Origin of the sequence: Szabonella alba, assembly GCF_016765775.1 — a bacterium.
Classification (GTDB): domain Bacteria; phylum Pseudomonadota; class Alphaproteobacteria; order Rhodobacterales; family Rhodobacteraceae; genus Szabonella; species Szabonella alba.
Genome location: NZ_JAESVN010000001.1, coordinates 168823 through 195808 on the forward strand (window position 1 = coordinate 168823; position 26986 = coordinate 195808).

The 26986-nt window shown below is 64.4% G+C and carries 23 protein-coding genes; 17 read left to right on the forward strand and 6 right to left on the reverse strand.

Annotation, left to right across the window (positions count from 1 at the left end; genetic code table 11):
- Window positions 1–22: 22 nt before the first annotated feature.
- On the forward strand, window positions 23–379 hold the full coding sequence (locus JL811_RS00785; RefSeq protein WP_202686317.1) for a hypothetical protein: 357 nt from the start codon (window positions 23–25) through the stop codon (window positions 377–379).
- A 128-nt stretch (window positions 380–507) separates the two neighbouring features.
- Window positions 508–1290: an NYN domain-containing protein gene (locus tag JL811_RS00790; RefSeq protein WP_202686318.1), complete on the forward strand. Its 783-nt coding sequence runs from the start codon at window positions 508–510 to the stop codon at window positions 1288–1290.
- 67 nt (window positions 1291–1357) lie between these two features.
- Here the strand turns inward: JL811_RS00790 and JL811_RS00795 are convergent, their stop codons facing one another.
- Complete coding sequence (locus tag JL811_RS00795) at window positions 1358–2554, reverse strand: glycosyltransferase (protein ID WP_202686319.1); 1197 nt, start codon at window positions 2552–2554, stop codon at window positions 1358–1360.
- Between the two features lie 175 nt (window positions 2555–2729).
- Here JL811_RS00795 and accD point away from each other — a divergent pair, with 175 nt between their 5' ends.
- Both accD and JL811_RS00805 read left to right on the forward strand, forming a co-directional pair.
- Window positions 2730–3782 carry an acetyl-CoA carboxylase, carboxyltransferase subunit beta gene (gene accD / locus JL811_RS00800; protein WP_202686320.1) on the forward strand — a complete coding sequence of 351 codons (1053 nt, stop codon included), beginning with the start codon at window positions 2730–2732 and terminating at the stop codon, window positions 3780–3782.
- Between the two features lie 2 nt (window positions 3783–3784).
- Complete coding sequence (locus tag JL811_RS00805; protein ID WP_237684713.1) at window positions 3785–5071, forward strand: bifunctional folylpolyglutamate synthase/dihydrofolate synthase; 1287 nt, start codon at window positions 3785–3787, stop codon at window positions 5069–5071.
- Window positions 5072–5434: 363 nt separating this feature from the next.
- Here JL811_RS00805 and radC read toward each other — a convergent pair whose 3' ends face one another.
- Entirely contained in the window at window positions 5435–6196 is a 762-nt protein-coding gene (radC, locus tag JL811_RS00810) for a RadC family protein (protein ID WP_202686321.1), read from the reverse strand.
- A gap of 176 nt (window positions 6197–6372) precedes the next feature.
- On the opposite strand from radC, the gene JL811_RS00815 reads away from it, so the two are divergent.
- The 5 genes from JL811_RS00815 (at window position 6373) to JL811_RS00835 (ending at window position 9934) form a co-directional block, all read left to right on the forward strand.
- The gene (locus JL811_RS00815; protein WP_202686322.1) at window positions 6373–6690 is read left to right on the forward strand and encodes a hypothetical protein; all 318 of its coding nucleotides are present in this window, start codon (window positions 6373–6375) and stop codon (window positions 6688–6690) included.
- Complete coding sequence (locus JL811_RS00820; RefSeq protein ID WP_202686323.1) at window positions 6690–6968, forward strand: hypothetical protein; 279 nt, start codon at window positions 6690–6692, stop codon at window positions 6966–6968. Before JL811_RS00815 ends, JL811_RS00820 begins: the two co-directional genes overlap by 1 nt.
- A 9-nt stretch (window positions 6969–6977) precedes the next feature.
- Window positions 6978–8087 carry a cell division protein ZapE gene (gene zapE, locus JL811_RS00825; protein ID WP_202686324.1) on the forward strand — a complete coding sequence of 370 codons (1110 nt, stop codon included), beginning with the start codon at window positions 6978–6980 and terminating at the stop codon, window positions 8085–8087.
- 116 nt (window positions 8088–8203) lie between these two features.
- On the forward strand, window positions 8204–9196 hold the full coding sequence (locus tag JL811_RS00830) for a glutathione S-transferase family protein (protein ID WP_202686325.1): 993 nt from the start codon (window positions 8204–8206) through the stop codon (window positions 9194–9196).
- Between the two features lie 30 nt (window positions 9197–9226).
- Window positions 9227–9934, forward strand: a complete 708-nt coding sequence (locus JL811_RS00835) for a CbiX/SirB N-terminal domain-containing protein (RefSeq protein ID WP_237684714.1) — start codon at window positions 9227–9229, stop codon at window positions 9932–9934.
- A 17-nt stretch (window positions 9935–9951) separates the two neighbouring features.
- On the opposite strand, the gene ubiG is transcribed toward JL811_RS00835, so the two are convergent.
- A complete protein-coding gene (gene ubiG, locus JL811_RS00840) occupies window positions 9952–10689 on the reverse strand; it encodes a bifunctional 2-polyprenyl-6-hydroxyphenol methylase/3-demethylubiquinol 3-O-methyltransferase UbiG (RefSeq protein WP_202686326.1) in 738 nt (245 codons plus the stop codon).
- Window positions 10690–10750: 61 nt separating this feature from the next.
- Between ubiG and pip the strand changes: the two genes are divergently transcribed.
- The 5 genes from pip (at window position 10751) to infB (ending at window position 17425) form a co-directional block, all read left to right on the forward strand.
- Window positions 10751–11734: a prolyl aminopeptidase gene (gene pip / locus JL811_RS00845; protein WP_202686327.1), complete on the forward strand. Its 984-nt coding sequence runs from the start codon at window positions 10751–10753 to the stop codon at window positions 11732–11734.
- A gap of 265 nt (window positions 11735–11999) precedes the next feature.
- Window positions 12000–12617: a ribosome maturation factor RimP gene (gene rimP, locus JL811_RS00850; protein ID WP_202686328.1), complete on the forward strand. Its 618-nt coding sequence runs from the start codon at window positions 12000–12002 to the stop codon at window positions 12615–12617.
- Window positions 12618–12636: 19 nt separating this feature from the next.
- On the forward strand, window positions 12637–14250 hold the full coding sequence (gene nusA / locus JL811_RS00855; RefSeq protein ID WP_202686329.1) for a transcription termination factor NusA: 1614 nt from the start codon (window positions 12637–12639) through the stop codon (window positions 14248–14250).
- A gap of 14 nt (window positions 14251–14264) precedes the next feature.
- Complete coding sequence (locus JL811_RS00860; protein ID WP_202686330.1) at window positions 14265–14885, forward strand: RNA-binding protein; 621 nt, start codon at window positions 14265–14267, stop codon at window positions 14883–14885.
- An 8-nt stretch (window positions 14886–14893) separates the two neighbouring features.
- A complete protein-coding gene (infB, locus tag JL811_RS00865) occupies window positions 14894–17425 on the forward strand; it encodes a translation initiation factor IF-2 (RefSeq protein ID WP_202686331.1) in 2532 nt (843 codons plus the stop codon).
- Window positions 17426–18021: 596 nt separating this feature from the next.
- Here infB and mutT read toward each other — a convergent pair.
- From mutT to JL811_RS00880, 3 genes are all read right to left on the reverse strand, one after another.
- On the reverse strand, window positions 18022–18420 hold the full coding sequence (gene mutT, locus JL811_RS00870; protein WP_202686332.1) for an 8-oxo-dGTP diphosphatase MutT: 399 nt from the start codon (window positions 18418–18420) through the stop codon (window positions 18022–18024).
- 114 nt (window positions 18421–18534) lie between these two features.
- The gene (gene argJ / locus JL811_RS00875) at window positions 18535–19941 is read right to left on the reverse strand and encodes a bifunctional glutamate N-acetyltransferase/amino-acid acetyltransferase ArgJ (protein ID WP_202686333.1); all 1407 of its coding nucleotides are present in this window, start codon (window positions 19939–19941) and stop codon (window positions 18535–18537) included.
- Window positions 19942–19997: 56 nt separating this feature from the next.
- A complete protein-coding gene (locus tag JL811_RS00880) occupies window positions 19998–20882 on the reverse strand; it encodes a peptidylprolyl isomerase (protein ID WP_420496759.1) in 885 nt (294 codons plus the stop codon).
- Window positions 20883–21155: 273 nt separating this feature from the next.
- Here JL811_RS00880 and secA point away from each other — a divergent pair, with 273 nt between their 5' ends.
- The 3 genes from secA to JL811_RS00895 all read left to right on the forward strand — a co-directional run bounded on the left by secA (window position 21156) and on the right by JL811_RS00895 (window position 26982).
- Window positions 21156–23864, forward strand: a complete 2709-nt coding sequence (secA, locus tag JL811_RS00885; protein WP_202686335.1) for a preprotein translocase subunit SecA — start codon at window positions 21156–21158, stop codon at window positions 23862–23864.
- Window positions 23865–24143: 279 nt separating this feature from the next.
- The gene (locus JL811_RS00890; protein ID WP_202686336.1) at window positions 24144–25364 is read left to right on the forward strand and encodes a hypothetical protein; all 1221 of its coding nucleotides are present in this window, start codon (window positions 24144–24146) and stop codon (window positions 25362–25364) included.
- A 46-nt stretch (window positions 25365–25410) separates the two neighbouring features.
- A complete protein-coding gene (locus tag JL811_RS00895; protein WP_202686337.1) occupies window positions 25411–26982 on the forward strand; it encodes an OmpA family protein in 1572 nt (523 codons plus the stop codon).
- Window positions 26983–26986: the final 4 nt, after the last annotated feature.

A 26986-nucleotide genomic window follows, 5' to 3' on the forward strand; every position in this document is an offset into this window, starting at 1 on the left:
TGAAACCAAAGGAACAACCGCCATGAAATCGCTGCTTGCCGCTGCCGCCCTGTCCCTTGCCACGGTTCTGCCCGTTGCCGCACAGGATGCCACGATGACCGTTCCGCAACTGATGGATGTCGCCACTGCGGAACGTCTGATCGCTTTGGGGGAGGCGCGGGGAGAGCCGCTGCTGATCCTTGCGGCCCTGCGGCTACGCGCCACCATGGGCGGGGCTGAACCGGACGGCGTGGCCGGGATGATGGAGGATGAGGCCGCCCTTGCCCGCGCCCGTGAACTGGCCGAGGGCGACGAGGCGCTGACCGGCCTGATCGATGATGTGGCCGCCGCCGGATCGCGCCGCATGCCGATCTGTGCGCGCAACGGCTTCTGCTACTGACGCTTGCACAACCTTTATGAACGACAGGGACCCGCCTTCGTGCGGGTCCTTTTGCCGTCTGGTTGCAATCTGTGGGCCGCTTTCCATCCTGGCGGGGATCGGGCATAAGGATCCAAAAAGGAGGCGTCATGCCCGATCCCCGTTCCCCCCGTCTCTGCGTTCTTATTGATGCCGATAACGTGCCCGCAGGCTATGCCGAGGCGCTTTTCGAGGAAATCGCCAGTCTGGGCGAAGCCTCGGTCCGGCGCATCTATGGCGACTGGTCGGCGCAGCGTCTGGGCGGATGGGCGCGCAAGGTCGCCGCATTGGGCATGGTCGCCGATCAGCAGTTTTCCAATACAAGAGGCAAGAACGCCTCCGATATCGGGCTGGTCATTGCGGCGATGGATTTCCTGCATTCCGGCCTTTTCGATGCGTTTGTGCTGGTCTCTTCCGACAGCGATTTCACGCGGCTTGCGGCGCGGATCCGTGAACAGGGGCTGGATGTCTATGGTATCGGCGAGAAGAAGACACCCGAAGCCTTCCGCATGGCCTGCAAGCGCTTCATCTATGTCGAGAACCTGAACGGCGAGCCCGAGAAAGAACCCGAGAAGGATTTCGGGCGCGACGATCTTCGCGAACCGGCCCCCCGCAGCGGGCGCCAGACCGCCGAGCCACAGGCCGCGTCCAGCGCCACCAAGGAGCCGCCGCAAAAGGCGATCCCGCTGATCATCGCGGCAATGCGGGCCATCGACCCCGAGGGCGAATGGTATTCGCTGGGCCAGATCGGCCAGTATATCACGCAAGGCACGCCGGATTTCGACACCCGCACCTATGGCAGCGCCAAACTTTCAGATCTGGTGCGCAAGATAAGCCGTTTCGAGGTGAAGCAAGGCCCCGGCGGGCAATTGCTGGCCCGCGATGTGGCCTGAAATGCGTCAGGTGCCACGCAGAGAGCCGTGAGGCAGGCGCGCAGCCCTGACCCGCAGCACCCGGTATTCAGCCGATCGCGGCCAGCAGCCGCCGCAGCACCACCGGCACGCGATCCCGTTGCAGCGTCAGCGCGCCGCCCGTCACACCGGGCACTGCGGCCTCGGCCCGCGCCTTTTCGGCGGTGTTGGACAGATGCGCCTGCAAACCCATCCTTTCCGGGTTGAAAAGGCGCAGCAGGCGCAGGTGCTGACTGTCCGGGCGACCCTGCAGGAACAATCGCAGATAGGATTGTCCCGTTGCCAGATCCGGCAGAATCCCCGGCGGAAGTTTCGGGCGCAACTGCGCGTAGATCTCTTCCCAGAAAGCGCGCAGATCTGCCCGGCGCAGCGCCTTGTCCAGCCGCAGCGGATATTCCTCTTCCAGCAGCAGCGGCCCGTCATAGGCCCGGCCCCCCGCCGCGACATAGGCGGCCTGATGTGCCTGCCAGTCGGGACATGCGGCAATCAGCGGGGTCGCGTTCCAGAATTTATGCCGCCCGATGGCATGCAGGATCGCCGCCCCGGCGGTTCCCGCCATGGCCACCGGATGATTAAAGGCCAATGGCAACGGCTTTACCGGCATGGCCCGGGTTGCGGCCAGAAGGTAATAGGGCAGTTCATCCACCTGATCGGTCTTGCAGCGCATCAGCACCCGGCGGGCCAGCGCGAACAGATCGTCCGATCCGGCATGGTCCAGAAAGCCCCGTGCCACCCCGACCAGCCCGCCATTGAGCAGCGGCACATCCGCCGCGCGCGGCAGGTCGCCGAATTCCGCCAGAATTCGCGCACGGCGTTCCATCGCTCCATTCGGCAGGGGGCGCCATGTCAGGCAATCGAAATCCCAGACCGCAGTGATCGGCCTGCGGATCAGCATATCGGCATCCAGCCACAGAACCTGCGCAAAATCCTCCAAAAGATCGGGCAGCATCAGCTTGGCCAGAAACAGCGGGCTGAAGCGATGCAGAAGCCCGTCAAGTTGCGGGATCTTTTCCATCTTCAGCCGGGCCAGCAGCGTGGCCTCGTCAAAGACGCGGAACTGCACCTTTGGGGCCATCTGTGCCAGTGCTGCCTGTTGCGCCTGCGTCAGCCCGTCATGTAGGATGACCACATGACCGGCGAAATCCGGTTCCTGCGCCCTCAATGACGCTAGAACTGCGCCCGCCGCAAAATCAAGACCCGGCGTGATGCCCAGAACAATCGCGCGACTGGAAGCGGTGAAGGACAAGCGGGTAACCTTGGGAACAGGACAGAACTCGTGACATCTGCAATCATGCGCTGATGCTGCGAAACGCGCAACGCCCTTTGCCATACATCCTTTACACGGGGTTGCCCGCGATTGCATTTCCGGTCCCGAAGGCTTATCTGGCAACTCGATCCGCAGACCAGAGGGCCCAACGTCGATGAACTGGATTACCAATTATGTCCGCCCGACGATCAACTCGCTTTTTTCGCGCCGTGAGGTGCCCGAGAACCTCTGGACCAAATGTCCCGAATGCGGAACCATGCTGTTCCACCGGGAACTGAAGGACAATCTGAACGTCTGCACCGCCTGCGATCACCACATGGCGATCACCCCGCGCGAGCGTTTTGCCAAACTCTTCGACGGGGGCCTCTTTGCCGAGGTGAAGGTGCCCGAGCCCTTGGCCGATCCGCTGCAGTTCCGCGATCAGAAGAAATATCCCGAACGCATGCGGGCCGCGCAGAAGGCGACCGGCGAAAAAGACGCGATGCTGGTCGCTGAAGGAGAGCTTGCCCGCACGCCCATCGTGGCCGTGGCGCAGGATTTCAGCTTCATGGGCGGATCCATGGGCATGTATGTCGGTAATGCGATCCTTGCCGCCGCCGAACGCGCGGTGAAGATGAAGCGCCCGCTGGTGCTGTTTTCCGCCGCCGGGGGCGCGCGGATGCAGGAAGGCATCCTGAGCCTGATGCAGATGCCGCGCACTACGGTCGCGGTGCAGATGCTGCGCGAGGCGGGGCTGCCCTATATCGTTGTGCTGACCCATCCGACGACGGGTGGTGTCACGGCTTCCTATGCGATGCTGGGTGATGTGCATATCGCCGAACCCAATGCCCTGATCTGCTTTGCCGGGCCGCGCGTGATTGAACAGACGATCCGCGAGAAACTGCCCGAGGGGTTTCAGCGCGCGGAATATCTGCTGGATCATGGCATGCTGGACCGCGTGACCCATCGCCGCGACATGCGCGACGAACTGGCAACCGTGCTGCGGATGCTGATGAAACTGCCGCCTGCGGTGCGGGGCGATCTGCCGGCACCCGAGGCCGGTGCTGCCTCACCCGCCGATGCGGCGGCCAAGGACAGTGCGGCCGCAAAACCCGCCGAGACCAAACCGGCGGCGACGGCGAAGGGTGGCGATACCAAGCCCGCCGATGCAAAATCTGCCCCTGCCAAGGCGCCGGACGCCAAGGGCTCCGGAACGAAAGCAACCTGATCATGGCCGCAACCGGGGGGGGCGCTGCGGGGTCCGATCTGCTGTTGCAGCGGATGATGACGCTGCATCCCAAGATCATCGACCTGACACTGGACCGGGTGGACCGGCTGCTCGCAGCGCTTGACCATCCCGAACACCGCCTGCCGCCGGTGATCCATGTCGCGGGCACCAATGGCAAGGGGTCGACCCTTGCGATGATCCGGGCCGGGCTGGAAGGGGCGGGGCTGCGCGCGCATGTCTATACCTCGCCGCATCTGGCACGGTTTCATGAACGGATCCGTCTTGCCGGTGATCTGATCGCCGAGGATCATCTGACGGCGCTGCTGGATGAGGTGATCGCCGCCAATGGCCCGGCCTCGATTACCTTTTTCGAGGCGACGACCTGTGCGGCCTTTCTGGCCTTTTCCCGGGTTCCGGCGGATTACCTGCTGCTGGAGGTGGGTCTGGGCGGGCGGGTTGATGCGACCAATGTGATCGACCGTCCGGCGCTGACCGTCATCACGCCGGTCTCGATCGACCATCAGCAATATCTGGGGGAAACGCTGGCCGCGATTGCGGGCGAAAAGGCGGGGATCCTGAAACGCGGTGTGCCTTGCGTGGTCGGACCACAGGCGCCCGAGGCGCTGGAGGTGATCGAGGCGCGGGCGGCCCGACTGGGGGCGCCGCTGCTGGTTCATGGCCAGCACTGGCACTGTTTTGCCGAGGCCGGGCGCATGGTCTTTCAGGATGAGAACGGTCTGCTGGACCTGCCCTTGCCGAACCTGCCCGGGCCACATCAGATCGACAATGCCGGGGCGGCACTGGCGGCATTGCGTGCGCTGGACAGGGGCGTGGCCGAGGCTGCCGTCACCCGCGCCGAATGGCCCGCCCGGATGCAGCGCCTGCGCCATGGCCCGCTGGTCGAGGCCGCAGGGCCGGGGATCGAGCTTTGGCTGGATGGCGGCCACAACCCGGCGGGGGGGGGCGCGGTCGCCGCAACCCTGTCGGCAATGCCGCCGCGCGCGACGCATCTGATCTGCGGGATGCTGAACACCAAGGATGTGACGGGCTATATGCGCCCGCTTGCCCCGCATGTGGCCAGCCTGACGGCGGTGTCCATTCCCGGTGAGGCCGCGACCCTGCCCGCCGACGAGACCCGCGATGCGGCCCGCAGGGCAGGGATCGAGGCCGAAAGCGCCGAAACGGTGATCGGGGCGCTGACAGCGATCCGCACACGCGACCCTGCCGCCCGCGTGCTGATTTGCGGCTCGCTGTATCTTGCCGGGCAGGTGCTGCGGGAAAACGGCTGAAGGGGCGGGGATGGGCGATCCATCCGTTTGGCGCGACCTGCTGCAGGAGTTATGTAAGCAGGCTGCTGAAGCGGCACTGTCGACGCTTGGAGCTAGGGCAATCATTCTGCTTTGAATTGTAGATCTGGGTGATCCGGGCGGACGAGGAAAAGCATTGCTTTTCCCTGCCCGCAGAGCAACCTTTGTCCAAGGACCGCCAGCAAAGTGTGACACGCAAAGACAGCGCCTGCCCGGGGGCGGGCGGGCGGGCGCTGTCGGGCGGCCTTTGGGCCATCGGATGGCAAGCAGGAACCGCGCCGCACGGCCGGGGCGATGGCCCCGGCCCGAGAATAGCCCGGGAAATGTTCCCTGTTCTTCACCCCGCTAAAGATACCCCGCTGACCGGAAACTGAGTTCACGCTCCTTCCCGATAATCAGGTGATCGTGCAGCACCATCCCCAGCACCTCGGCGGCGGCGCGGATTTGCGCGGTCATGTCGATATCGGCGCCCGAGGGGGTGGGGTCGCCCGACGGGTGGTTATGCACAAGGATCAGCGCTGAGGCATTCAGTTCCAGCGCGCGCTTGACCACCTCACGCGGATAGACCGGCACATGATCAACGGTGCCGGTGGCCTGTTCCTCATCTGCGATCAGCACATTCTTGCGGTCCAGAAACAGGATGCGGAACTGCTCGGTCTCCCGATGGGCCATGGCGGTGTGGCAGTAATCCAGCAGCGCCGCCCATGAGGACAGGACCGGCCGGTGCATCACCCGCGCCCGCATCATGCGCTGCGCCGCTGCCTCGACGATCTTCAATTCCTGCACCACCGCATCGCCCACCCCCTGCACCGCCGTCAGCCTTGCGGGGGGCGCGGTCACGACCCTGTTGAAATCACCGAACGTGTCCAGCAGCAGCCGCGCCAGCGGTTTGACATCCTGCTGGGGAATGGCGCGGAACAGCACCAGTTCCAGCAATTCGTAATCGGGCATCGCCCCCGCCCCACCCTGCATAAAACGCGCGCGCAACCGCTTGCGGTGATCCTTGATATAGGAGGGCAGGCGCGCAGGCAGGGCCGCAACCGGCGCCTCATCGGCATCGCCGAAAAGCGGCAGGGCAGAATCGTGGAAGGCGGATCGCTGGGCCATGTCCGAAGCCTTGCCTTGCAAGATGAAGGAACCGTTAACGCCGCCCCGGCCGCAGCACGAAACCTGTCGATGGGCGGAGAAGGGGCCGGAAACTGCCCCAGCCGTCATCCCCCGCAGCGGATGGTTGACTTTTTCACGCGCTGCGCCACGCTGGGGCAGTGCAAGGAGGATCGACCATGACCCACGACCGGCACGATCTGACATCCGAAGGCGATGGCGCCGACTGGGATGCTGCGGAATGGGAACGTCCCGACTGGACACCGGACTGGTCGCAGCCTGACCGTGACGCGCAAATCACGGATGCCGCCCTGACGCAGGGGGAACTGTGGTTCCGTCTGGTCTTTCTGCTGTTCTGCCTTGGACTGCTGGCCTTCACGCTGTGGTATCGCGGCCTTCCGCGCGGTGTGGCGCAGCTTGAACTGATCGCCGTGGCGGGCCTGTTCTTTGGCGGGGCCGCCGGGGGGACGGCGCTGCGGCTGCTGCGGGGGCGCTGATGGGGGGCTGGCAATGGCTTTGGCTGGGGCTGCAATCGGTGGTCTTTGCCCTCTGGGCCTTCTGGATGTTCCGCTGCCTGTTCCGCCTGCGCGCCCGTGTCGTGGCGCAGACCGGATCGGCGTTGCCGGGGCCGGTCGCGTCCTTGCGCGGGTTCCGCGATTTCATGACCCTGCCGGAATTCACCCGTGACCGCCGGGTGCTGGGCCTGCTGACGCTTGTCATGTTTGCAACAATTGCGGGCTGGGCCGCTCTGGTCAGGGGCGGCGGTCCGGTCTAACAAAGGGCCATGCGGCAGACTGTTTCAGAGCTTTACGAGTCCCGAATCGCGGCCGGTGCGCTGCGCGCCGATCCCGCGCAGCAGGCGGTGCTGCCCCGGCTTGAGGCGCTGCGAACATGGGTGGAATCCCAGGGTGAGCGCAAGCGCGGTCTGCTGTCGGGGCTGTTCCGCAAGGAAGATCCGCCGCCCAGGGGGCTTTACCTTTGGGGCGGCGTCGGGCGCGGCAAGTCCATGGTGATGGATCTGTTCGTTGCCGCCACTGACAGCCCTGCCACGCGGCGCGTACATTTCCATGCCTTCATGCAGGAAATCCATCGCGCCATGCATGAGGCGCGCAAGACCGGGGTTGATGATGCGCTGGCCCCCGTGGCGGCGGCGATCATCCGCGACCTGCGGCTCTTGGCCTTTGATGAGATGCAGATCACCGATATCACCGATGCGATGATCGTGGGGCGGCTGTTCGAGAAACTGTTGGCAGGCGGGGTCGTGGTCGTTGCCACCTCGAACCGTGTGCCCGAGGATCTGTACAAGGACGGTCTGAACCGTAACCTCTTCCTGCCCTTCATAGCACTTTTGCGGGAGCGGATGAAGGTGGTGGAACTGCAAAGCCCGCATGACTACCGCCAGCACCGTCTGGCCGGGGCGCAGGTCTATTTCCATCCCGCATCGACAGCGCGGGACGAAATGGACGCGATCTGGCGCGATCTGTCGGGCGGGGGCGAGGCCGCGCCGCTGGTCCTGCCGGTCAATGGCCGCAAGGTGGAACTGCCCTGTTTTGCCAATGGTGTGGGGCGGGCCAGTTTCTGGGATCTTTGCGCCAAACCGCTGGGTCCCGCCGATTTTCTGGCCATCGCGGGCGCGGTGCGGGTGCTGATGCTTGAAGATATCCCGCAGCTTTCCTCAACGAATTACAACGAGGCCAAGCGTTTCGTGACCCTGATCGACGCGCTGTATGAGGCGCGGGTGCGCCTGATCGCCTCGGCGGCGGAAGCGCCGGAACGGCTGTATATCGAAGGGACGGGATCCTTTGAATTCGAACGCACGGCTTCACGCCTGCGCGAAATGCAGGCTGCGGACTGGGCCCGAAACGCTGCTGACGCGGGGTCTGCGGCCCGCTGATCCAGGGCGCGGAACCACGGGTTCCCTGCGCTGATGCAGAACTGCTGCGCGTCCCTGCCCATTTTCGCACCAAGCCCGATCCCCTATGTCCGGTGGCAGCAAAGGACAGGTGACACATGGGACTTCTGGTCGACGGCAAATGGCAGGACAAATGGTATGACACCAAGTCCAATGACGGAAGATTCGCGCGGGATGAGGCGAAGTTCCGCAATTGGGTGACGGCGGACGGCACGGCCGGTCCCTCGGGTGAGGGCGGTTTCAAGGCCGAAAGCGGGCGCTATCATCTTTACGTCTCATACGCCTGTCCCTGGGCGCATCGCGCGCTGATCTTCCGCGCGATCAAGGGGCTGGAGCCGCATATCGGCGTTTCGGTCGTGCATCCGGAAATGCTGTCGGATGGCTGGACTTTTGCATCCGATTACGAGGGCGCGACGGGGGACCGGCTGTTCGGTCTGCCCTTCCTGCGCGACCTTTACACCCGAGACCGGCCTGACATGACAGGCCGCGTGACCGTGCCGGTGCTGTGGGACAAGCAAAGCGGGCGGATCGTGTCGAACGAATCCTCGGAAATCATCCGCATGTTCAATTCGGCTTTTGACGGCATCACCGGCAATGCTGATGATTACTGGCCGCAGGATCTGCGCGCGGCGATCGAACCGGTGAATGACCGCATCTATGACACGGTGAATAACGGCGTCTACAAGGCGGGTTTCGCGACGACGCAGAAAGCCTATGACGCGGCGGTGCATCCGCTGTTCGACAGTCTGGACTGGCTGGAGGACCGGCTGTCCGCAAACCGCTATCTGATGGGCGACCGGCTGACCGAGGCGGATTGGCGGCTGTTCACCACGCTGATCCGGTTTGATCCGGTCTATCACCTGCATTTCAAGTGCAACCGGCGGCGGCTGGTCGATTATCCCGCCTTGTGGGCCTATACACGCGAGCTGTATCAATGGCCGGGGGTGCGCGAGACGGTGAATTTTGACCACATCGTGCGGCATTACCATTTCAGCCATGACATGATAAATCCCAACCGGATCATCCCGGTCAATCCGGTTCTGGATCATGACGAACCGCATGGGCGGGAGGCAGTGCAGAAGGCGGCCTGACCGCCCTGTGCCGCAAGGAAGGGCAAGGCAATGGTGTTGCAGGCAATACTGGTGGCGCATGGCGCGCCCGCCGATCCCGATCCGCAAGAGGCGGCGATGGCCGCGCTTGCGAACCGGGTGGCGGCATCTTTGCCCGGCTGGCAGATCCGGGGCGCCACGCTTGCGGCCCCCGACGCGCTGGAGGGGGCCGTTGCGGCGCTGCCCGATGCCCTGATCTATCCGTTCTTCATGGCTGAGGGCTGGTTCACGAAAACCAACCTGCCCAAGCGCCTGAACGCCTGCGGCGGTGGCGGCATGCGGCAGTTGCGGCCTTTCGGGGCCGATCCCGCCCTGCCGGATCTGATGATCACCGTGGCGGGCCGGGCAGCGCAGGAGGCCGGGATCGCCCCGGACCGGGCGGCGCTGCTGCTGGCGGCGCATGGATCACAGGTGTCGCGCAGTTCGGCCGAAATGACCGAAGCGCTGGCCGGTCTGATGCGCGAAAGGGCCGGATTCGCCCGGGTCGTCATGGGCTTTGTCGAAGAGGCACCTTTCCTGCAGGATGCGGCCCGGGGCCTTGGCCCTGCGATCTGCCTGCCGCTTTTCGCGCTTTCAGCGGGCCATGTGACCGGAGATGTGCCCGAGGCGCTGGCCGAGGCGGAGTTCGCGCCCGAGGGGGTTCTGTTGCCGCCCATCGGAGCCGCTGCGGGCGTGCCTGCGCTGATTGCGGCAGCGCTGGCGCGATCCGTCAGTTCCTGACACCCGGTCCCTGATCTTCAATCCTTGACGCTGGCGGTGACGTAATTCACCGACAGGTCGCGGTCGGACAGCGACCATGACCAACGGGCCGGGTTGAAGACCATGCCCTTGCGATCCACCGGGCGCAGTCCCGCCGCCGTGATCATCGCCGTCAGTTCATCCGGCGTGATGAACTTGCGCCAGTCATGCGTGCCTTTGGGCAGCCAGCGCATCACCCATTCCGCCCCGATGATGCCCATCATGAAGGATTTCGGATTGCGGTTCAGCGTCGAACAGATCATCAGCCCGCCGGGGTTCAGCAATTCTGCGCAGGCCTTCAGATAGGCCTGCGGATCGGGGACATGTTCGATCACTTCCATGTTCAGCACGATATCGAAACGCTCGCCGTCGCGGGCCAGATTCTCGGCGGCGGCATGGCGGTAGTCGATGGCAAGGCCCGATTGTTCGGCATGAAGCCGGGCCACCGGAATGTTGCGCGCCGCCGCATCGGCGCCCACCACATCGGCGCCAAGCCGCGCCATCGGTTCGGACAAAAGCCCGCCACCGCAGCCGATATCCAGCAGCCGCAACCCTTTGAAGGGCAAGGGCGCGGTCAGGTCGCGGTCGAATTCCAGCGCGATCTGTGTGGTGATGTAATCCAGCCTGCAGGGATTGAGCATGTGAAGCGGCTTGAACTTCCCCGCCGGATCCCACCATTCGGCGGCCATCGCCTCGAATTTCGCGACCTCGGCGGGGTCGATGGTGTTCAGGGACATTCTTCTCTCCTTGCGCTGATGCCCATGGAAGGGCAGGCTTGGGGCACTATATAGGGCGATCATGGACCAGAGATCAGGCCAAAAGCGCGCAGCCGAATATCTTTACCCGCCGATTGACCCGTTCGATCAGCGGGTTCTGGATGTGGGGCAGGGCCATCATATCTATGTCGAGCAATGCGGCAATCCGGCAGGGCTGCCGGTAATGGTCGTGCATGGCGGGCCGGGGGGCGGGTGCAGCCCTTCGATGCGGCGCTATTTCGATCCCGAACGCTATCGCATCATCCTGTTCGATCAGCGCGGCTGTGGCCGGTCCCGCCCGCATGCCAGTGTCGAGCACAACACCACATGGCATCTTGTCGCCGATATGGAATCGATCCGCGAGGCTTTGGGCATCGAAAAGATGCTCCTGTTCGGCGGAAGCTGGGGCGCCACGCTGGCGCTGATCCATGCGATCACCCATCCCGAACGGGTGGCGCATCTGGTGCTGCGCGGCGTCTTCACCATGACGCAATCCGAACTGGACTGGTTTTATGGCGGGGGGGCGGGGGCGTTTTTCCCCGATCTCTGGGCGCGGTTCGTGGCCCCCATCCCCGAGGGGGAACGCGATGACCTGATCGCGGCCTATCACCGGCGGCTCTTTTCAGGGAACATGGCCGAAGAAATGCGGCTGGCCCGGCTCTGGACCAATTGGGAGAACGCGCTGGCCACGATTCAATATGACGGGTTCGGCGGTGAAGGGCCTTCGGATTATGCCCGCGCCTTTGCCCGCCTGGAGAACCATTACTTCACCCATAAGGGCTTTCTGGACCACGATGGCTGGATCCTTGCGAATCGCCCCCGCATCGAGGGGATCGGCGCCGATATCGTGCAGGGCCGCTATGACATGGTCTGCCCGCCGCGTTCGGCCCATGCGCTGGCCGAGGGCTGGAAGGCGGCACGGCTGCATCTGGTGCCTATGGCGGGGCATGCGCTGTCCGAACCGGGGATCTCGGCCGAACTGGTGCGGGTGATGGACCGGCTGCGCCATCAGGGCGGGCTGACCTGATCGGGCACGCAGAGTGCTGACAGGCGGGGGCTGTCTGCCCCCCTCCCGGTCTGCTGAAAGGCGGGGGGCTGTCTGCCCCCGCACTCCCCCCGCCCGCACCCCCCGAAGGTATTTTCGTCAAGATGAAAGGGGCGCGCGTGGCGTCTTGCGCGGCGGCGCGATCCGGCCTATATGACGTTTAACAGCGGCTTCGGGGTCCACACCCGGAACCACCGAAGCTTGCGGCGGGCCTGTGGCCCGTTTTTTCGTTTTCAGGGGGCACTCCATGTCCGACCTTATTGCAAAGACCGCCATCGACCGTCGGCTTGCCGCCATCGTCACTCCCGCCATCGAGGGGCTGGGGTTCGAACTGGTGCGCCTGCGTCTGATGACCGGCCGGACCCCGACACTGCAGATCATGGCCGACCGGCCCGAAGGCGGCATCGTGGTCGAGGATTGTGCGAAGATCTCGACCGCCGTGTCGGCGGTTCTGGATGTCGAGGATCCGATCACCGAGAATTACACGCTGGAAGTCTCGTCACCAGGGATCGACCGGCCGCTGACGCGGCTGAAGGATTTCGGAATGTGGGAAGGTTATGAGGCGCGGATCGAGACCTCGGAACTGATCGACGGGCGGCGGCGCTTCAAGGGTATCCTTGCCGGAACCGAGGGCGATGAGGTGCTGATCGAGATCGAGGAGGGCGGGGAGACCGTCACGATCGGGCTGCAATTCGACTGGCTGTCGGATGCGAAACTGATCCTGACCGATGACCTGATCGCCGAGATGCTGCGCAGCCGGAAGGAATCGGGTGCCTTCAACGAGGCCGATTTCGACGAGATCGAGGAAACCGACGGGGAGGAGCCGGACGAAGACACCGGCGAAACCCCCGTGACCAGACACTGAAGAAGCCCGGGAGGCTGACATGGCGATTACTTCTGCGAACCAGCTTGAACTTCTGCAAACCGCCGAGGCGGTGGCGCGGGAAAAGATGATCGACCCAGATCTGGTCATTCAGGCGATGGAAGAAAGCCTCGCCCGCGCGGCCAAGTCGCGCTATGGCTCGGAACTGGATATCCGGGTTGCCATCGACCGGCGCACCGGGCGCGCCACCTTCTCACGCATCCGCACGGTCGTGACCGATGAGGAGATGGAGAATCACCACGCGCAGATGACGGTGAAACAGGCCAAGGCGCATCTGGCCGATCCGCAGATCGGTGACGAAATCATCGATGAGGTTCCGCCCGTCGATCTGGGCCGGATCGCGGCGCAAAGCGCCAAGCAGGTGATCCTGCAGAAGGTGCGCGAAGCCGAGCGTGACCGGCAATATGAAGAATTCAAGGACCGCAAGGGCACGATCATCAATGGTCAGGTCAAGCGCGAGGAATACGGCAATCTCATCGTCGATATCGGGCGCGGGGAGGCGATCCTGCGCCGCAATGAGAAGATTGGCCGCGAAAGCTATCGTCCGAATGACCGGATCCGCTGCTACATCAAGGATGTGCGGCGTGAGGTCCGGGGGCCGCAGGTCTTCCTGTCGCGCACCGATCCGCAGTTCATGGCCGAACTGTTCAAGATGGAAGTGCCGGAAATCTATGACGGCATCATCGAGATCAAGGCCGTTGCCCGCGATCCGGGCAGCCGCGCCAAGATCGCCGTGATTTCCTATGACAACTCGATCGACCCGGTGGGTGCCTGCGTCGGGATGCGCGGCAGCCGCGTGCAGGCCGTGGTGAACGAATTGCAGGGCGAGAAGATCGACATCATTCCGTGGAATCAGGATCAGGCGACCTTCCTTGTGAACGCGCTGCAGCCGGCCGAGGTGTCCAAGGTCGTGATCGACGAGGAAGCGGGCAAGATCGAGGTCGTCGTACCGGATGAACAACTGTCGCTGGCCATCGGCCGCCGGGGTCAGAATGTGCGTCTGGCCAGCCAGCTGACCGGGCTGGATATCGACATCATGACCGAGACCGACGAATCCGCGCGCCGTCAGGCCGAATTCGCCGAACGCACGGCTTTGTTCATGGAGGCCCTTGATATTGACGAGATGATGGCCCAACTCCTTGTCTCGGAAGGCTTCACCAATCTTGAGGAAGTCGCCTATGTCGAGGTGGACGAATTGCTGTCCATCGACGGTTTCGATGAAGGCACCGCCGCCGAGCTTCAGGCCCGTGCACGCGATCAGCTGGAAGCGGCCAATACCAAGGCGATGGAAAATGCCCGCGCCCTTGGTGTCGAGGACAGCCTTGTGAATTTCGAGGGGCTGACGCCGCAGATGCTGGAAGCGCTGGCCAATGACGGCATCAAGACGCTGGAGGATTTCGCGACCTGTGCCGACTGGGAACTGGCCGGCGGCTGGACCACCGAGAACGGGCAGCGAAAGAAGGATGAGGGCGTGCTGGAGAAATTTGACGTTTCTCTGGAAGAAGCGCAGCATATGGTCATGACCGCCCGTGTCCTTCTGGGCTGGGTGGATCCGACCGAGCTTGAGGCCGCGGAGGCCGAGGCCGAAGCGGATGACGCAGAGGAGGAGGCCTGAAAGGGCCTGAGCCGATGACGCGCGGAGGCCGGGACAAGAACCGGGATGAACCGGAGCGGCGCTGCATCGCGACCGGGGATGTGCAGCCCAAGGCGGGGCTGATCCGGTTCTGCCTTGGGCCCGACGGGCAGATCGTCCCCGATATTCTGGGGCGGCTGCCGGGGCGCGGCCTTTATGTCGCCGCAGATCGCGCGGCGCTTGAGAAGGCGGCGACAAAGGGATTGTTTTCCCGCGCGGCAAGGCAGCCGGTCACCGTGCCGGAGGGGCTTGCCGATCTGGTCGAGGGGCTGTTGACGCGGCGCGTCGTCGATCTGGTCAGTCTGGCCCGCAAGGCGGGCGCGGCAGTGACCGGATATGAGAAGGTAAAGGAATGGCTGGTCTCGGGCCGCGCGAAAGTGCTGCTGCAGGCCAGTGACGGATCGGAACGCGGCAAGGCCAAACTGCGCCCGCCGCCCGGAGATGAAGGGTTCATCGGCTGTCTGACCGCCCAGGAATTGGGTTTGTCCTTCGGTCGGGAACATGCAATACACGGCGCGCTTGCTGCTGGTGGACTCACGACACGTGTTGTAGAGGAAGCGGCGAGGCTTGCGGGGATCCGTGGGCAAGTCGGCGGTGCGACCGCCGGAAGGGAATGACGAGACGCATGAGCGATACAGACGGTAAGAAACCCCTCGGCCTTGGTGGCGGAGCCCGCGGCCCCGGTCAGGTGAAGCAAAGCTTCAGCCATGGCCGCACCAAAAGCGTGGCGGTCGAGGTCAAGCGCAAGCGCGTTGTCGTGCCGAAACCCGGCGCGGCCTCTTCGCCTGCCGGATCGGGGGGCTCATCGCCGCATCTGGGCGATCCTTCGAAACGCCCTGCCGGGATCAGTGATGCTGAAATGGAGCGCCGCCTGACCGCGCTGCGCGCCGCCAAGGCGCGTGAGGCCGATGATGCCGAGCGCCGCGCCGTGGATGAGCGCCAGCGTGAGGAAGAGCGCCAGCGCCGCCGCGACGAGATCGAGGCGAAAGAGCGCGAGGAGCGCGAACGCGAGGAAGCCCTGAAGGCGAAAGCCGAAGAAGAGGCGCGCCAGCGCCGCGAGGCCGAAGAGGCCAGCCGCCGCGCCGAAGCCGCCAAGAATGCGCCTGCCGCTGCTGCGGCCCCCGCCGCTGCGGTGGTCGAAGATCGCGGCCCGGCCTCGCTCAAGCCCGCATCGGGCCCGCGCAAGACCGACCGGGAACGCGACAACCGCGGCACGGATGACCGCGACAATCGCGGCAAGGCCAAGGGCGATGACAATCGCCGCACCGGCAAGCTGACGCTCAATGACGCGCTTTCGGGCGAAGGCGGACGTACACGCAGCCTTGCCGCCATGAAGCGCAAGCAGGAAAAGGCCCGTCAAAAGGCCATGGGCTTTGGTCAGAAGGCTGAAAAGCAGGTCCGCGACGTGCGCATTCCGGAAACCATCGTTGTAAGCGAACTGGCAAACCGCATGGCCGAACGCGCGGCGGATGTGGTCAAGGTGCTCATGAAAATGGACATGATGGTCACGATGAATCAGGCCATCGACGCCGATACCGCCGAACTGGTGATCGAGGAATTCGGTCACAAGGCGATCCGCGTGTCGGATGCCGATGTCGAACAGGTCATCGACACGGTCGGTGACAAGGCCGAGGATCTGATGAACCGCCCGCCGGTTGTCACGATCATGGGCCATGTCGATCACGGCAAGACCTCGCTTCTGGATGCGCTGCGCAAGGCCAATGTCGCCTCGGGTGAGGCGGGTGGGATCACCCAGCATATCGGCGCCTATCAGGTGACGACCGAAAGCGGGGCACAGATCACCTTCCTCGATACGCCCGGCCACGCGGCCTTTACCTCGATGCGCGCCCGGGGCGCGCAGGTGACCGATATCGTCGTGCTGGTGGTTGCAGCCGATGATGCGGTCATGCCGCAGACGATCGAGGCAATCAATCACGCCAAGGCTGCCGGTGTTCCGATGATCGTGGCGATCAACAAATGCGACAAGCCCGATGCGAACCCGACCAAGGTGCGCACGGATCTGCTGCAGCATGAGATCGTCGTCGAGAAGATGTCGGGCGAAGTGCAGGATGTCGAGGTTTCGGCCAAGACCGGCAAGGGGCTGGATGAGCTGCTTGAAGCGATCACGCTGCAGGCTGAGATCCTTGAACTGAAAGCCAACCCGAATCGCAGTGCTCAGGCGGCTGTGATCGAGGCAAAGCTGGATGTGGGTCGTGGCCCGGTGGCCACGGTTCTGGTGCAGAATGGCACGCTTCGGCGCGGCGATATCTTCGTCGTGGGCGAACAGTGGGGCAAGGTCCGCGCGCTGATCAACGATCAGGGCGAACGGGTCGAGGAGGCGCTGCCTTCGGTCCCGGTCGAGGTTCTGGGCCTGTCCGGTACGCCCGCTGCGGGCGATGTGCTGAACGTCGTTCCGACCGAGGCGCAGGCCCGCGAGATCGCCGATTACCGTGAAAAGGCAGCCCGCGACAAACGCGCCGCTGCCGGGGCGGCGACCACGCTGGAACAGATGATGGCCAAGGCCAAGGCCGACAAGGACGTGACCGAACTTCCGATCATCGTGAAGGCCGATGTGCAGGGCTCTGCCGAAGCCATCGTTCAGGCGATGGAGAAGATCGGCAATGACGAGGTCCGCGTCCGCGTGTTGCATTACGGCGTTGGCGCCATCACCGACAGCGATGTGGGTCTGGCCGAAGCCTCGGGCGTGCCGATCATCGGCTTCAACGTCCGGGCCAATGCCTCAGCGCGCAGCTCGGCCAATCAGAAGGGTGTGGAACTGCGCTATTACAGCGTGATCTACGATCTGGTCGACGATATCCGCGATGCGGCTTCGGGCCTTCTGAAGGCCGAAGTGCGTGAGCATTTCATCGGCTATGCGAAGATCCTCGAAGTGTTCCGCATCACCGGAGTCGGCAATATTGCGGGCTGTCTGGTCACCGAAGGGGTGGCCCGCCGCTCGGCCGGGGTGCGTCTGCTGCGCGACAATGTGGTGATCCACGAGGGCACGCTGAAGACCCTGAAGCGCTACAAGGACGAGGTGAAGGAAGTCATCTCGGGTCAGGAATGCGGTATGGCCTTCGAACGCTATGAAGATCTGCGTCCAAGCGACGTTATCGAGATTTTCGAGCGTGAGGAAGTCGAGCGCAGGCTGACCTGACCTGGGCGGCTGACTCCTTCCATGAAACGAATCGAAAAACGCCGGGCAATCGCCCGGCGTTTTTCGTTTGCGGTGCAGGAAAAGGTGCCGCGAAGGGCTGCGGCATGCCGGGGGCGCTTCGCGGGGCGTTTCGGGCTCGGGTTCGGGAAATTAGGGCAGCGCTCCGCCCAATGGGTCAACGCCACCAAAGCGAAAGCCCTCGGCGCGCAACCGATCAGCGCAGGGGTGAGCGGCCGGATGCGTGCAAGGGCATCGGGAACTGTGCCCTGCACGGCCCTCGCACGGCTCCCATTGACCTGCCTTTGCTGTCAGTTCCTGCGAACCGGCAGCACCGGATAGCCGACAAAATTCCGTTCATCCACGCGGACGATGATCTTGCCATCCGCAAGCTCACCCACCTGAATTCCCTGCACGGAAACACAACTTCCCACCGAAACTGTCCGAAGCATCTGCCAATCCCCCCAATCAGCGACAGCTTTCATGATAGCGGTGAATTGACCGCTGACCAGATACAATTTCAGGTATAGCGAAAAAATCTCCGACACGGGGCACGCGCATCGCGCAACCCGTCGCGCAGGGGCCGGATCAGGACCGGATCAGAGCCAGTCGCGCAGGATCGGGATCAGCGGCAGATCGGCAGGCGGCATCGGATAGTCGCGCAGTTTGTCAGCCCGCACCCATGCCAGGTTCTGCCCTTCACGCCCCTGCGGGATGCCTTGCCATTTGCGGCAGGCAAACAGCGGCATCAGCAGATGGAAATCAGGATAGCTGTGGCTGGCGAATGTCAGCGGCGCAAGGCAACTGGCCCATGTGTCGATGCCCAGTTCTTCCTGCAATTCGCGGATCAGGCAGGCCTCGGGCGTTTCACCCGGATCGACCTTGCCGCCGGGAAATTCCCACAGGCCCGCCAGCGACTTGCCCTCGGGCCGCTGTGCCAGAAGCACGCGCCCGTCAGGGTCGATCAGGGCAACGGCAGAGACAAGGATGATCTTCATCGGCGGGGTCCGGTCTGGTTTGAGGCGGGCACGATCTGGAGTGGGGGGAGGGCCGGCCCTTGCGGACCGGCCCTCCCCCCCGAGGATACTATCCGACAAGAAAAAGGGCGGAGGTCAGGAGCGGTAATCGGCGTTGATGTCGATATAGCGATGCGTCAGGTCGCAGGTCCAGACCGTGCGCGCCGCGCGGCCAAGGCCCAGATCGACCGAGATCACCAGTTCGGGCTGTTTCATATAGGCCGCGCCATCCTCTTCGCGGTATTTCGGATTGCGCCAACCCTTTTCCGCAACAAGGAAATCACCAAAGCGGATGGTCAGACGGTCACGATCCGCCTCGGCCCCCGATTTGCCGATGGCGGCCACGATACGACCCCAGTTTGGATCCTCACCCGCGATGGCGGTCTTGACCAGCGGCGAATTGGCAATCGCCATGGCGGCGCGCTGCGCATCCTGGCCGTTCTTCGCACCGGTCAGACGGATTTCGACGAATTTCGTCGCCCCCTCGCCATCGCGGATCACCTGATGGGCCAGATCCATCATGACCGCGCGGAGCCCCGCCTCGAAGGCCTTGGCCACCTTGCCCTTGGGGGCGGCGGCGGCGGACTGGCCGGTTGCGGCAAGGATCAGCGCATCCGAGGTCGAGGTGTCGCTGTCCACGGTGATCGAATTGAAGGTCTCATCAACATTGCGCGACAGCATCCGTTGCAGCATCGCAGGCGTGATCTTTGCATCGGTGAAGATATAGACCAGCATCGTGGCCATATCGGGCGCGATCATGCCCGACCCCTTGGCGATCCCGGCAATATGGATCGGTCCGCCTTCGCCCTCGATCACGGCGCTGGCGCCTTTGGGGAAAGTGTCGGTCGTCATCATTGCCTCGGCGGCCATCCCGATGGCGCCCTCGTCCAGTGCGGCGGCAAGGTCGGGCAGGGCGGCAAGGATCCGGTCATGCGGCAGCGGTTCCCCGATCACCCCGGTTGACGAAGAAAACACCCGGCCGGGCGCAAGCCCCAAGGCCTCGGCCACGCCCGCCGTGACGGCGGCAACGCTTTCCTCACCCAGGCGGCCGGTAAAGGCATTCGCATTGCCGGAATTCACGACAATGGCCGCGCCGCCGGTGACGTCCTGCTTTCCGGTCAGCTTGGCCTGACAATCCAGCACACAGGCCGCGCGGGTAGAGGATCGGGTAAAGACACCCGCCACAGAACTGCCGGGTGCCACATGGATCAGCATCACATCCTTGCGGTTCTTGTAGCGCACCCCGGCCTCAACCGCGGCGAATTCCACGCCCTTGATGACCGGCAGGGCGGGAAAACCACCCGCAGGCGCCAGAGGCGAGACGGGCTTGGCCTTTTTCGCCACGGCTGCGGTGACCGAGGCCGCGACCGATCCGGCCGCCCCCTGCACCGCTTCGGCCGCGCGGCTGGCGGCACCGGGAAGGCGGTCATCAAGCTGTGCGACGGTCTTGCGCAGCTTCTTCTTCAGCGTTTTCGCCTTGGTCTTCCAGTCGGTTTTTGCCATTCTCGCGCCCCTGTGGTGTCGGCCAGTGCCATGCAGGCCCCGGCCGTTTCAGCCTGTCACTGATCCAGAAGCCCGGTGTCACGCAGGATGGCCGGATCAAACTCATCGCCCGGCCGCGTGATCGTTGCCCCGGCGGTCAGATCGGCAATATGCGCCTCGACGGCGGACTGTTCAATCTCCGAGGCAAGCTCTTCGCGCACTTCGTCCAGCGTGGGGGCGGCGGCTTCGCGGGTTTCCTTCAACTCGATCAGATGCCAGCCGAACTGCGTCTGGACCGGGTCCGAAACGCTGCCCGCCTCCATCGCCATCACGGCCTCCTGGAAGGGGGCGACCATCATGCCCTCGCTGAACCAGCCAAGGCTGCCGCCATTGGCCGCCGCGCCGTCGGTCGAATGTTCCTTTGCCAGTTCGGCAAAATCGGCGCCGCCCTCGATCTGCGATTTCAGGTCGGTGGCCTCTTCTTCGGTCGCGACAAGGATATGGGCGGCATTGTATTCGGTGCGCGGCTCGGCATTGGCGAAACGCGCGTCATAGGCGGCCTGCAGGGCCTCTTCGCTGACCGCATCGCCGACCACCCCGGCCAGCGCCACGCCCGACATATAGCCGCGCCGGTCATTTTCCATCACCAGCCGGTCGCGCAGCGACAGCTCGCCCTCGACCGATTGTGCAAGCGCGGCCTGCTGCACCAGCTGATCCAGAATGCCGCGGAACAGAACCTCATCGGGCAACTGCTGATACTGGGCCGGCAGACTCTGGCCAAGGGCGATCATATTGCCCAGCGTGATATCGGTGCCATTCACGGTTGCCACGACCGCCGAGGCGCCGCCTTCGGGCACGGTGGGGGCCGGATCGGCCGCCAGGGCGGTTTCGGCGGGGGCTTCGGCTTGCGCTTCGGTTTGGGCACCGGTGGTTGCCTCGGGGGCGGTAGTGTCCTGCGCCATCACGGGCAGGGCGATGGCCATGCCACCGATGGCGGCGATCAGCGCCTGTCTTGCGGTTTTGTTCAACATCTTCTCAAACTCCTTCACAGGCCGCGTCCTTGCGCGACGTTGACTTGCCGGGCGCCGCCCCTTACATCGCGAAGGTCGCGCGATCCGGGTCTGGCATCCGCCTCGCCGCCCTTGATAGGCAAGGGCAGGGAGGCGGGCAAGGCCGGGGGTCGCACGATCATGTCAGGAAACCCTGGCATGGCGGGAATGCGCCACGGAGAAAACATGCTCGGTCTCGGAACGCTTACGCGGAAGGTCTTTGGCACGCCCAATGATCGCAAGGTGAAATCGACGCGGCCCATCGTCGCGAAGATCAACGCGCTGGAGGCGGAGTTCAGGGCGCTGACCGATCAGCAGATCAAGGACCGGACGCAGGCGCTGTCAGAACGCGCCCAGCTGGGCGAAAGCCTTGATGCGCTGCTGCCCGAGGCCTTTGCCAATTGCCGCGAGGCCGCGCGCCGGGCCCTTGGCCTGCGTGCCTTCGATGTGCAGCTGATGGGCGGGATCTTCCTGCATCAGGGCAATATCGCCGAGATGAAGACCGGTGAGGGCAAGACGCTTATGGCGACGCTCCCGGCCTATCTGAATGCGCTGGCGGGCAAGGGCGTGCATATCGTCACGGTCAACGACTATCTGGCCAAGCGCGATGCCGACTGGATGAGCAAGGTTTACGGCGCGCTGGGGCTGACCACCGGGGTTGTCTATCCCTATCAGCCCGATGATGAAAAGCGCGCGGCTTACCGGGCCGACATCACCTACGCGACGAATAACGAACTGGGCTTCGACTATCTGCGCGACAACATGAAATCCTCGAAAGAGGAAATGGCGCAGCGCGGTCATTTCTTTGCCATCGTGGATGAGGTGGACAGCATCCTGATCGACGAGGCGCGCACGCCCTTGATTATTTCCGGCCCCAGTGAGGACCGCAGCGATCTTTACACCGCCATCGACAAGCTGATCCCCGGGCTGACCGAGGAGCATTTCAAACTGGACGAAAAAACCCGCTCGGTCACCTATACCGATGAGGGCAACGAATTCATCGAGGGGCTGGTGATCGAGGCCGGGCTGCTGCCCGAGGGCCAGAACCTCTATGATCCGGAATCCACGACCGTCGTGCACCATGTCACGCAGGCCCTGCGGGCGCATAAGCTGTTCCACAAGGACCAGCACTATATCGTGCGCGATGGCGAGGTGATGCTGATCGACGAGTTCACAGGACGCATGATGCGCGGACGCCGCCTGTCGGACGGGCTGCATCAGGCCATCGAGGCGAAAGAGGGCGTTGCGATCCAGCCCGAGAACATGACGCTGGCCTCGGTCACCTTCCAGAACTATTTCCGGCTTTACGCGAAACTGGCGGGCATGACCGGCACCGCGTCAACCGAGGCCGATGAATTCCGTGAGATCTACGGGCTGGGCGTGGTTGAGGTGCCGACGAACAAGCCTGTCGCGCGGAAAGATGAACACGATCAGGTTTACCGCACGGCCCGCGAGAAATTCGAAGGCATCGTGCAATCCATCAAGGAGGCCCATGAAACCGGGCAACCGATGCTGGTCGGCACGACCTCGATCGAGAAATCCGAGTATCTGTCGGATCTGCTGAAACAGGCCGGTATCCCGCATAACGTGCTGAATGCGCGCCAGCATGAACAAGAGGCGCAGATCGTCGCCGATGCGGGCAAGTTCGGCGCGGTGACGATTGCGACCAACATGGCCGGACGCGGCACCGATATTCAGCTTGGCGGCAATGTCGAGATGAAGGTCCTTGAGGCGCTGGCCGTTGATCCCGAGGCCAATCCCGATGACCTGCGCGCCCGGATCGAGGCCGAACATGCCGAGGAAAAGGCAAAGGTCATCGCGGCGGGCGGCCTGTTCGTTCTGGCCACCGAACGCCATGAAAGCCGCCGCATCGACAATCAGTTGCGCGGCCGTTCGGGCCGTCAGGGCGATCCGGGGCGGTCTTCCTTTTTCCTGTCGCTGGAAGATGACCTGATGCGCATCTTCGGCTCGGAACGGCTGGATTCGGTCCTGTCGAAACTGGGCATGAAAGAAGGGGAGGCGATTGTTCACCCCTGGGTCAACAAGTCGCTGGAAAAGGCGCAGGCCAAGGTCGAAGGACGCAATTTCGACATTCGCAAGCAATTGCTGAAATTCGACGATGTCATGAACGACCAGCGCAAGGCGATCTTTGGCCAGCGTCTGGAAATCATGGAAAGCGAGGATCTGTCCGAGATCGTGCAGGACATGCGCCATCAGGTTGCCGAAGATCTGGTGGATCAGTACCTGCCGCCCAAGACCTATGCCGATCAATGGGATGGGGCCGGGCTGGCCGAGGCGCTGCGCGAAAGCCTTGCGCTTGATCTGCCGGTGGCGGAATGGGTGGATGAGGAAGGCGTCGATCAGGACGTGATCCGCGAACGCATCGAGGAAGCCTCGGACCGGCTGATGGCCGAGAAGCTTGCGGCGTTCGGCCCCGAGACCATGCGCAATATCGAAAAGCAGGTGCTGCTGCAGACCATCGACACGAAATGGCGCGAACATCTGCTGCGTCTTGAACATCTGCGCTCGGTCGTGGGCTTCCGCGGCTATGCGCAGCGCGATCCGCTGGCGGAATACAAGACCGAAGGCTTCCAGCTGTTCGAATCGATGCTGAACTCACTGCGTCAGGACGTGTCCAAGCGCCTGTCGCAGATCCGGCCGCTGTCGGAAGAGGAACAGCGCACGATGATGCAGCAATATCTGGACCAGCAACGCGCGCTGGCGGGTCAGGCCACGCCGGTGGCCGGGGATGCCCCGGTCGACGCGCCGAACCCCGAGGCCGTTGCGGGCTTTGACGAAAACGATCCCGCGACATGGGGCAATCCGGGGCGCAACGATCCCTGCCCCTGCGGATCGGGCCAGAAATTCAAGCATTGTCATGGTCGTCTGACCTGATCTGCCCGTATATGATTTGATCGCATCACGGCGCGCAGCGGATTTTTCCCAGCGCGCCGTCTTGCATTCGATGCCGCCGGGGCGGTGATCCCGGCCCTGTAATGGGGATTTCCATTACCGGCAAAGCGGTCGCAATCAGGCCGCAGCGACCCCGCCCCAAGTGCCGGCGCAGCGTCGCGCTGCTGCCGCATTTGCTGGAAACATTCCCAATTCCCGCCACGGAGCCGCCCGCTTTGCCCGATAGGCAAACCCGGAGATATGGGAATCCGGGAGTGCGGAATGAACAGGACGCGCAAACTTGCGATGGTGGTCGGCTCGGTGGCCGTCGCCATGGGGTTGGGACATGTGCTGCAAGGCGGCCTGCCGGGCAGTTCCGACAGTCGGGCCGATCTGGAAACGGTCCCCCGCGATATCCAGCCGCTGGCCGCAGGGCTGGGACAGGCCCCCGACACGGCCCTGCGTGCCCCTGCCGAGGCAGCTCCGCCCCTGACGCCCGAGGCGATGCAGCGCTCTGCGACCGACGCACCGGACCGGGCAGCGCCGGAAAGCCCCGTTGCTGCAGACCCCGTTGCTGCAGACCCCGTGGCGGCGGATGCCGTTGCGGAAGGAGCCACGACACAGGCCCCCGCAACGGAAACAACGATGATGGACCCATCCGCGACGGCATCAGAGCCATCCGAACCGGCCGAGGCCGATGCCCCCGGGCCTGAGGCTCCGCGTCCCGATGCGGCGCCGGTGGTGGTGACGGACGGCGCTGCCCCGGATGCCGCCCCCGCGCCCGAAACGCCGGTCGAAGCCGCACAGGCCGCCCTGTCGGGTGACAGCGTCAATTGCCCCACCGATCTGCAGCTTCTGCCTGACGAGGGCGCGACCCTGTTGCTGGACCTGCTGGCGCCCTGCCGCAGCGCCGAACGGGTCGTGATCCTGCATGGCGGGCTGGCCTTTACCGGCAAGACCTCGCTTTCCGGGGCGCTTTCGGTGACTTTCCCGGCGATGGAGCAAAGCGGCGCGGTCACACTGCGCTTTCCTGATGGCACCGAATTGCATGCCGCCGCCGATCTGCCCGATCTGCCGATCTATCAGCGCTTTGCCGTGCAATGGATGGCACAAGACAATTTCGGCATCCACGCCTTTGAAAACCGCACAGGAGAGGCCGCGCCGGTCTATGTTTCGGCCGCCGATCCGCAGCGCCGTCTTCCCGGCGTGCCGGGGCGCGGCGGGGTGCTGGCGCTGCTGGGCGATGATTCGGTCGATCTGCCGATGCTGGCCGAAGTCTACACATGGCCGACCGACCCGGCGGTAACGGTCGATCTGCAGATCGAGTCCGAGGTGACGGCGGCATCCTGCGGGCGCGAAGTGCTGGGGGAACTGCTGCTCAGTCAGGCGGGGACGGTCAAGGTGACCGATCTTTCCATGGCGATGCCCGATTGTGACGGGGTGGGCGACGTTCTGGTGTTGAACAATCCCGTTGCAGACATGAAACTTGCCCTTGTCGAATGAATGGCGTCGAATGAATGGCGTCGAATGAACGGCCTCCGGGGGATGGATGAGGGCTTTATTGCGGGGTGTCGCGCTTTGCGCGGCACTTTTGCCATGTCAGGCGGTCTTGGCGCAGGATATCACCCTGACCGCACGCAATGGCGGGCTGTCCCTGACCGGGCAGTTCCGGGGCTATGATGGCGCCTTCTACCGGATTGAAACCGAATTCGGCCCGCTGACCGTCGATGCCGAAGGGGTGATCTGCGACGGCCCCGCCTGCCCGGATCTGATCGCGCCCATGGCCGAGATCCGCATCGTCGGTGCGGCCGAGGCGGCTGCCGCGCTGCTGCCCGATCTTTTCGCCGGTTTTGCCGCAAGCCGCGGCCTGCGCCTGTCGGTTGCCACGCAAGGCGCGGAGTTCGCTGCCGAGATTCTGGATCCCGAGGGCGGGCAGGTGCTGGCCCGTATCGGTTTTTCCGCGTTGGACCGCGTGGCGGCGCAGGCGGCAGTAATGGCCCGGGCCGCCGATCTGGTGCTGGATTTCGGCGATATGCCGGGTCTGCGCGCACGCGCCTTGGCGCTTGAGGCGCTGGTGCCGCTGATTGCTGCAGAAAACCTGCTGCCGACGATCCGCAGCGCCGATCTGGCCGCAGCCCTGCAGGGGGAGATTCAGAACTGGCAGGCCCTTGGCGGGGCCGATATGCCGATTGTCGTGCATGGTCTGCACCCCGGTCACCCGCTGCAGGCCGCGATCGAGGCCCGTCTGGGCGGGCCGCTGGCGACGGGGCCGCGCCATGCCGATCTTGCCACGCTGGAACGCGCGGTGGCCCGCGACCCCTGGGCGCTGGCACTGACCGGGATCTCCGGCGCAACCCCGGCGGGGGGCGGCGCGGCGCGGCCCGCCGGGGCGGGGCCGGCGCGCAGCCCGGTCCTGACTGATGGTTGCGACTTCCCGCGCCCGGCAACCCCGCTTGCCGTCAAGGCCGAGGATTATCCGTTGACCGTGCCGCTGTTCCTTCTGTCTCCGCCGCGCCGTTTGCCACTGCTGACGCGGGAATTTCTGGAATATCTGGCGACGGACAGCGCGCAGCAGGTGGTGGCCGGGGCGGGTCTGGTCGACCGCAGGCCGGGCCGCGCGGCGCTGACCGAAGACGGCCAGCGGCTTCTGGGGGCGATCCGCAATGCCGGTCCGGAAGTGCCGCTGCAGGAACTGCAACGCCTTGCCGCCGCGATGACCGGGGGGGAACGCCTGTCGCTGACCTTCCGCTTTCAGGATGGATCGGCGGAACTTGACGCCCATTCGCGGCAGAATCTTGAGGATCTGGCGCGCTGGATCGGGGCGGGCGGTTTTGCCGGGGAACGGCTGACGCTTGCGGGTTTCACCGATGGTACCGGCGCGCATGAGGTCAATCTGGCCCTGTCGCGCAGCCGGGCCGATGCGGTGCGCGCCGCACTGCGCGCCATCGCCCCCGAACTGACTGATCCGCAGATCCCGGTCGTCGATGCCTTTGGCGAGGCCCTGCCCATGGCCTGTGACACGACGCCCGCCGGGCGGCAGGTCAACCGTCGGGTTGAGCTTTGGGCCCATCCCCTGCCACAGCAGACCGGGAACGAGAAGGCGGACGGTACCTCACCCTGATTGC